The organism is Anaerolineae bacterium, assembly GCA_014360855.1.
GTDB lineage: Bacteria > Chloroflexota > Anaerolineae > JACIWP01 > JACIWP01 > JACIWP01.
In genome coordinates this window covers 1-7,261 of sequence record JACIWP010000167.1, presented here as the reverse complement: position 1 = coordinate 7,261, position 7,261 = coordinate 1, and the positions used below count along the sequence as shown (strand labels likewise).

Sequence of the window (7,261 nt, the reverse complement as noted above, 5' to 3'; positions counted from 1 at the left end):
CCTGACGGCGCGGCCGGCCATCGGTTTATGTCCTGAATCATCGGCAAGGGAGGTACATGCGTGGCCCTGCAAGCAAGGGATATCGTTGAAGCGCTCAAAAAGCAAATCGAGACGTTCCAGGCGCCCATCGAGGCAGTGGATGTCGGCACCGTCATCGAGGTGGGCGACGGCATCGCGCGCATCTCGGGCCTCTCCGGCGCCATGGCCAACGAACTGCTGGAGTTCCCCGAGGGGGTGTACGGCCTGGCGCTGAACCTGGAGGTGGACAACGTCGGCGCCGTCATCCTGGGCGACTTCACCAAAATTCAGGAAGGGGACCTGGTGCGCTGTACCGGGCGCATCGTGTCTGTGCCCGTGGGCGAGGGACTGTTGGGACGCGTGGTCAACGCCTTGGGCCAGCCGATCGACGGCAAAGGTCCCATTGAGCCGGCCGACTACTACCCGGTCGAGCGCATCGCGCCCAACGTGGTGGCCCGCGAACCGGTCAAACATCCCGTGCAGACGGGCATCAAGGCCATTGACTCCATGATCCCCATCGGGCGCGGCCAGCGCGAGCTGATCATCGGCGACCGGCAGACGGGCAAGACCGCCATCGCCATTGACACCATCATCAACCAACGGGACAAGGACCTGTACTGCATTTACGTCGCCATCGGCCAGAAGCGCTCCAGCGTCGCCCAGGTGGTGGCCACGCTGGAGAAATTCGGGGCCATGAAGCACACCATCGTGGTGGCGGCGACCGCTTCGGAGCCGGCGGCCCTGCAGTACATCGCGCCCTATGCCGGCTGTGCCATGGGCGAATACTTCATGCACCAGGGCAAAGAGGCGCTCATCATTTACGATGACCTGACCAAGCACGCCTGGGCCTACCGCCAGATCTCCCTGCTCCTGCGCCGGCCGCCCGGACGCGAGGCCTATCCCGGCGACGTCTTCTACCTGCACTCGCGCCTGCTGGAGCGCGCCGCCAAGCTGAACGCCGCCCACGGCGGCGGAAGCCTGACCGCCCTGCCCATTATCGAGACGCAGGCCGGCGACGTCTCCGCCTACATCCCGACCAACGTCATCTCCATTACCGACGGCCAGATTTACCTGGAGACCGACCTGTTCAACGCCGGCATCCGGCCGGCCATCAACGTCGGCATCTCCGTCTCGCGCGTGGGCGGCGCCGCCCAGACCAAGGCCATGCGCCAGGTGGCCGGCCGACTGCGCCTGGAAATGGCCCAGTACCGCGAGCTGGAATCCTTCGCCCAGTTCGGCTCCGAGCTGGACAAGGCCACCCAGATGCAGTTGGAGCGCGGCAAGCGCCTGACCGAAGTGCTGAAACAGCCGCAGTACCAACCCATGTCGCTGGAGCATCAGGTCATGATCCTGTACGCCGCCACGCACGACTACCTGGATGATATCCCGGTGGACAAGGTGCGGCAGTTCGAAGAGGAGTTCCTGCGGTTTATGGACGCCAGCCATCCGGAAGTGGGCGCTATGATCGCCAGGGAGAAGGCGCTCACGGAGGATATCGAGCAGGCACTGCGGCTGGCCATTGAGGAATTCCGCGCCACCATCAGCTACCGCATGACGAGCTGAGGCGCGCGGGACAGCAGGAGCGGACATCCTTGGCAACGCTGAGAGAAATACGCCGGCGCATCCGCAGTGTACGCAATATCGCCAAGGTGACCCGGGCCATGGAGATGGTGGCCGCGGCCAAGATGCGGCGCGCCCAGAGCCGCACCCTGGCCACGCGCCCCTACGCCGAGAAGGCCTGGGAGGTGCTGGTGCACCTGGCCCTTCAGCGCACGGCCTCGGAAGCCATGCACCCCCTGCTGGCATCCCATCCAGGAGAGTGCATCGGCCTGGTGGTGGTGACCAGCAATAAGGGCCTGTGCGGCGGATACAACCACAATATCGTCAACCTGGCCTGTGAGTTCATCGAGCATGCGCCCATGCCAGTGGAAGTGATCACGGTGGGACGGGTCGGCCGGCGCGCCATGCTGAGGGCCGGCTACCATATCCGCGCGGTGTTCGAGGACATCCCCGACCTGCCCGTCCTGATGGACATCACCGGCATCACCCGGGCAATCACCGAGGACTTCCTTTCCGGGCACTTTGGCGAAGTCTATGTGGTCTACACGCGCTTCGTCAACACCATGGTGCAGGTGCCGGAGGTGGCCCGGCTCCTGCCCCTGCGGGCGCTGGAGCGCTCGCGCAGTGCGGTGGAGGCAATTCAGCGGGCGGCCGAACAGCCGACCCTGCTGGAATACGTATATGAACCCAGCCCGGGAGCGATCCTGAACGCCCTGGTGCCGCGCTTCCTGGAGATGCAGGTGTATCAGATCATGCTGGAGGCGTCGGCCAGCGAGCACAGCGCCCGCATGGTGGCCATGCGCAACGCCACCGACAGCGCCGGCGAGCTGATTGACGCGCTGACGCTCACCTACAACCGGGCGCGCCAGGAAGCCATCACCAAGGAAATGGTGGATATTGCCGGCGGCGCCGAGGCGTTGGCCAAGGCGCGCGGCCGGCGCTGAACCCAGCATCTACGATTGCGGAGGAATACATGGCCCGAGGGACAAAAGGTCGTGTCGTACAGGTAATTGGGCCGGTGGTGGACGTCGCCTTCCCGGAAGGCGAACTGCCCGAAATCTATCATGCGCTGGAAATCTACCGCGACGGCAAGCGGTTGGTCCTGGAAGTACAACAGCACCTGGGCAACGATTGGGTGCGCTGTGTCGCCATGGACTCCACCGACGGCCTGCGCCGCGGCGAAGAAGTCATCGACACCGGCGCGCCCATCATGGTGCCAGTGGGGCCGGAGACGCTGGGCCGGGTCTTCAACGTCATCGGCGACCCCATTGACGAGAAGGGACCGGTGAACGCCAAGACGTTTTATCCGATCCACCGGCCGGCGCCCTCCTTCGAAGAGCAGGTCACCCAACCGGAGTTCTTCGAGACCGGCCTGAAGGTCATTGACCTCATTGCTCCCTTCACCAAGGGCGGCAAGACGGGCATTTTCGGCGGCGCCGGCGTCGGCAAGACCGTCATCATCCAGGAGCTGATCCACAATATCGCCACGGTGCACGGCGGCTACTCGGTCTTCGCCGGCGTGGGAGAGCGCTCCCGCGAGGGCAATGACCTGCTCCTGGAAATGACCCATTCCGGCGTCATCGATAAGACCGTGATGGTCTTCGGCCAGATGAACGAGCCGCCCGGCGTGCGCCTGCGGGTGGGCCTGACCGGCCTGACTATGGCGGAGTACTTCCGCGACGAGGGGCGCGACGTCCTGCTGTTCATTGATAACATCTTCCGCTTCGTCATGTCCGGTTCCGAAGTATCGGCCCTGCTGGGGCGCATGCCCAGTGCGGTAGGCTACCAGCCTACCCTGAGCACCGAGATGGGCGAACTGCAGGAGCGCATCACTTCCACCAAGCGCGGCTCCATCACCTCGATGCAGGCGGTGTACGTGCCGGCGGACGACTACACGGACCCCGCGCCGGTGGCCACCTTCGCCCACCTGGACGCCACCATCGCCCTCGAACGCTCCATCGCCGCCCAGGGCATTTACCCGGCGGTGGACCCGCTGGCCTCCACCTCGCGCATCCTGGACCCCAACATCGTCGGCCGGCGGCATTACGAGGTAGCGCGCGGCGTCCAGCAGGTGCTCCAGCGCTATAAGGACCTATCGGACGTCATCGCCATCCTGGGCATGGAGGAGCTGAGCGAGGAGGACAAGCTCATCGTGGCGCGTGCCCGCAAGATCCAGCGCTTCCTCTCCCAGCCCATGTTCGTGGCGGAGCAGTTCACCGGCCGCAAAGGCGTATATGTGCCCATCGAGGAAACGGTGCGCGGCTTTGAGGAGATCCTCACCGGCATGCACGATGACATCCCCGAGCAGGCCTTCTACATGCAGGGCACCATTGATGATGTGGTGAAAGCCGCGGCACGTTTCAAAGGTGAGTGAGGCAGATGCGGGTTCTGCAGTGTGAGATTGTGACAGCGGAGCGCCGGGTGTACGCCGGCGAAGTGCGGGAGGTCATCGCGCCCACCACTACCGGCCAGGTGACCATCCTGCCGCGCCATGTGCCGCTGTTGTGTTCCTTAATGCCCGGCGAGGTGCGGCTGGTGCGGCCGGACAACGAGGAAATCCTGCTGGCCATCGGCGGCGGCTTTATGGAAGTGCGGGGCGACCGGGTGGTCATCCTGGCGGACACCGCGGAGCGCGCCGATGAGATTGACGTGGAGCGGGCGCGCAAAGCGCGCGAGCGGGCGGAGCAGTTACTGCGCCAGAAGATCAGCGACGTGGAGTTTGCCCGCGCCGAGGCCGCCCTGCGGCGCGCCATGGCCCGCCTGCGGGTGGCGGAGCGAGCAAAGGTGCGCCGCCGGCGCCATACACCCTCCTCCGGCGGCGGAACAGTGGAAGAATAAGAAGGGCCTTGGAACCGGATGGGCCAGCTATAACGCCATCATTTTTGCCCATTTGACAAATTCTGGCCCCTTTGCTATCATTACAACGACTAAAGCTGAGGGCATTGGGAAGTATGGAAGCGAGCGCGCGTAATCGGACCCTGAAACAGGAAGACATGGCTGTCCTCCTGTCCGCGCGCGCCGTGAATGCCCTGTCTTTTGCCGGCGTGTATTTTTATTACTATTACTTTCCCTTCGCGCGGGGCGCGAGGGCTTCACGCCGGCTGAGGGAGTGACCATATAGCCTTACCCTCAGCGTATCGAGGAGGATACAGCGTGGAGCGCAAGCTCCACGCTTTTTTATTTCCCAAAACCCGCACGATGGAGGAGGTATACCCATGGCGATTTGCTGTCGCGGGGTGCGCGGCGCCATCACCGTCGAATCCAACACGCCCGAGGCCATCCTGGAGGCCGCGCGGGAGCTCCTGCAGGCGATGGCCGAGGCCAACGGCATTCAGCCGGCGGATATCGCCAGCATCCTCTTCACCGTCACACCAGACCTGAACGCCGCGTATCCCGCGCAGGCGGCCCGGGAGCTGGGCTGGCGCCACACGCCGCTGATGTGCGCCACGGAAATCCCGGTGCCGGCCGGCCTGCCGCGCTGTGTGCGCGTGCTGATACACTGGAACACCGAGAAAAGCCAGGAGGAGATTATCCACGTGTACTTGCGGGACGCCCAACGCCTGCGTCCCGACCTGACAGGAGGTTCATAATGGGGAAAATAGTCGTCGCTTTCCAGGGGGAACACGGGGCATATTCGGAAGAGGCGGTCTACCAACACTTTCCGCGCGATACGGAGACCCTGCCCTGTCACTCGCTCAAGGAAATCTTCGAGGCCATCGAGAGCGGGCGCGCCACCCACGGCATGCTGCCGATCGAGAACTCCACCGCCGGCTCCATCAACCAGTCCTACGACCTCTTGCTGGAATACGACCTGAAAATCTGGGCGGAGGTCATCCTGCGGGTGCGGCACTGCCTGCTGGCCAATCCCGGCACCAGCATCGAGCAGATTCGGCGGGTGCGCTCGCATCCGCAGGCGCTGGCGCAGTGCGAGCGCTACATCGCCAGCCATAATTTCGAGCCGATCAGCTACTACGATACCGCCGGCAGTGCTCGTGAGCTGGCGGAGAACCCTCAGCCGGACATGGCCGCCATCGCCAGCCGGCTGGCCGGCGAGATGTACGGCCTGCAGGTGCTCGACTCCGATATCGAGGACCTCCGTTTCAACTACACCCGCTTCTTCGTCCTCGGGACGGAGGACCCACCCCGCACGGAGCACAGCAAGACCTCAGTAGTCTTCGCCACGCGGCACGTGCCGCGTGCCCTGTACACCTGCCTGGGCGAGTTCGCCGAACGGGACATCAACCTGACCAAGCTGGAGTCCCGCCCCCGCCGCAACAAGCCCTGGCACTATCTCTTTTACCTGGACTTCGAGGGCCACTGGCAGGAGCCTCACTGTGAAAAGGCCCTGTTGGGGCTCCTGCGCAGAGCGGCCTTTGTCAAGGTGCTGGGTTCGTATCCCGCCGCCCCCATGCCGGCGGAAACCGATAACGACCATGAACAAATCTAGAACACGAATATAGAGAAAAGGAGGAAAGGGGTGTGATTATCGTGATGAAACGAGATGCGACACAGGCGGATGTGGAAGCGGTCATAGAGCGGGTGCACTCTTTCGGCCTGCGCACCCACGTGTCCGTTGGCGAGGAGCGCACCATCGTGGGCATTATCGGCGACGAGCGTAATCTGCCCGTGCACCAGATCGAGCGGCTCAACGGTGTGGAGCGGGCGGTGCCGATCCTGCACCCCTTCAAGCTGGCCAGCAGTGAGTTCGTGCAGGGACGCACCGTCATCCAGGTGGGGAATGTGCGCATTGGGGGCGAGGAGATCGTGGTCATGGCCGGCCCCTGCGCCGTGGAATCGCGCGAACAGCTCCTGGAAACCGCCCTCGCCGTGAAGAAGGCCGGCGCCCAAATCCTGCGCGGCGGCGCCTTCAAACCACGCACCTCCCCATACTCCTTCCAGGGCCTGGGCAAAGAGGGCCTGGAATATCTGGCGGAAGCGCGGGCGCTGACCGGCCTGCCGGTCGTGACCGAGGTCATCAGCCCCACCGATGTAGAGCTGGTCAGCCAGTATGCGGACATCCTCCAGATCGGCGCCCGCAATTCCCAGAACTTCGCCCTTCTGCACGAGGTGGGCCTGACCCGCAAGCCGGTCCTGCTGAAGCGCGGCATGATGTCCCGGCTGGAAGAATTCCTGATGTCCGCGGAGTATGTCCTGGCCGCCGGCAATCCCAACGTCATCCTGTGCGAGCGCGGCATCCGCACTTTCGAGACCTACACCCGCAACACCGTGGACATCAACGCTGTGCCGGTGTTGAAACAGCTCAGCCATCTGCCGGTCCTGCTGGACCCCAGCCACGGCACGGGGAAATGGGACCTGGTGCCGGCGGTGGCCAAGGCCGCCATCGCCGCCGGCGCCGATGGCCTCCTTATTGAGGTGCATCCACGACCGGAAGAGGCCCTTTCCGACGGGATGCAGTCGCTCAAGCCGGATAAATTCGCCGCACTGATGCGCGACCTGGCGCGCGTGGCGCAGGCCGTGGACCGCAAGCTCACCCTGGAGGCCGGCGTATGAGCGAGGAGCCTGACTTTGCCGGCGCATGCATCGCCATCGTCGGGCTGGGGCTGATGGGCGGATCGCTGGCCGGCGCGCTGGCCACGCGCCGGGCCTGCCGGCGGGTAGTGGGCGTCTCGCGCCGGCCGGAAACCCTGCGCACCGCCCTGGAACGCGGCTGGATCCATCACGG

Annotated in this window: 8 protein-coding genes; all 8 read left to right on the top strand. The window is 64.6% G+C overall.

The features are described 5' to 3' along the window. Positions 1-60: 60 nt before the first annotated feature. Positions 61-1,581, top strand: coding sequence for a F0F1 ATP synthase subunit alpha (locus H5T60_09800; protein ID MBC7242725.1), 1,521 nt, complete (start codon positions 61-63; stop codon positions 1,579-1,581). Positions 1,582-1,610: 29 nt separating this feature from the next. Further along, complete coding sequence (atpG, locus tag H5T60_09795) at positions 1,611-2,522, top strand: ATP synthase F1 subunit gamma (GenBank protein MBC7242724.1); 912 nt, start codon at positions 1,611-1,613, stop codon at positions 2,520-2,522. Positions 2,523-2,551: 29 nt separating this feature from the next. Then, complete coding sequence (atpD, locus tag H5T60_09790; protein MBC7242723.1) at positions 2,552-3,952, top strand: F0F1 ATP synthase subunit beta; 1,401 nt, start codon at positions 2,552-2,554, stop codon at positions 3,950-3,952. 5 nt (positions 3,953-3,957) lie between these two features. Beyond that, positions 3,958-4,416: a F0F1 ATP synthase subunit epsilon gene (locus H5T60_09785; GenBank protein MBC7242722.1), complete on the top strand. Its 459-nt coding sequence runs from the start codon at positions 3,958-3,960 to the stop codon at positions 4,414-4,416. 377 nt (positions 4,417-4,793) lie between these two features. Further along, a complete protein-coding gene (gene aroH, locus H5T60_09780) occupies positions 4,794-5,168 on the top strand; it encodes a chorismate mutase (protein ID MBC7242721.1) in 375 nt (124 codons plus the stop codon). Beyond that, positions 5,168-6,025, top strand: coding sequence for a prephenate dehydratase (pheA, locus tag H5T60_09775; GenBank protein ID MBC7242720.1), 858 nt, complete (start codon positions 5,168-5,170; stop codon positions 6,023-6,025). The genes aroH and pheA overlap by 1 nt, the downstream gene beginning before the upstream one ends. Before the next feature lie 32 nt (positions 6,026-6,057). Then, positions 6,058-7,089, top strand: coding sequence for a 3-deoxy-7-phosphoheptulonate synthase (aroF, locus tag H5T60_09770; protein MBC7242719.1), 1,032 nt, complete (start codon positions 6,058-6,060; stop codon positions 7,087-7,089). Then, a partial coding sequence (locus tag H5T60_09765; protein MBC7242718.1) for a hypothetical protein occupies positions 7,086-7,261 on the top strand: 176 nt, incomplete at its 3' end. The genes aroF and H5T60_09765, both read left to right, overlap by 4 nt.

Excerpts from the sequence above, each read along its gene's own strand:
- aroH (MBC7242721.1), top strand. The coding sequence starts at position 4,794 with ATGGCGATTTGCTGTCGCGGGGTGCGCGGCGCCATCACCGTCGAATCC.
- pheA (MBC7242720.1), top strand. The coding sequence starts at position 5,168 with ATGGGGAAAATAGTCGTCGCTTTCCAGGGGGAACACGGGGCATATTCG.
- atpD (MBC7242723.1), top strand. The coding sequence starts at position 2,552 with ATGGCCCGAGGGACAAAAGGTCGTGTCGTACAGGTAATTGGGCCGGTG.
- H5T60_09785 (MBC7242722.1), top strand. The coding sequence starts at position 3,958 with ATGCGGGTTCTGCAGTGTGAGATTGTGACAGCGGAGCGCCGGGTGTAC.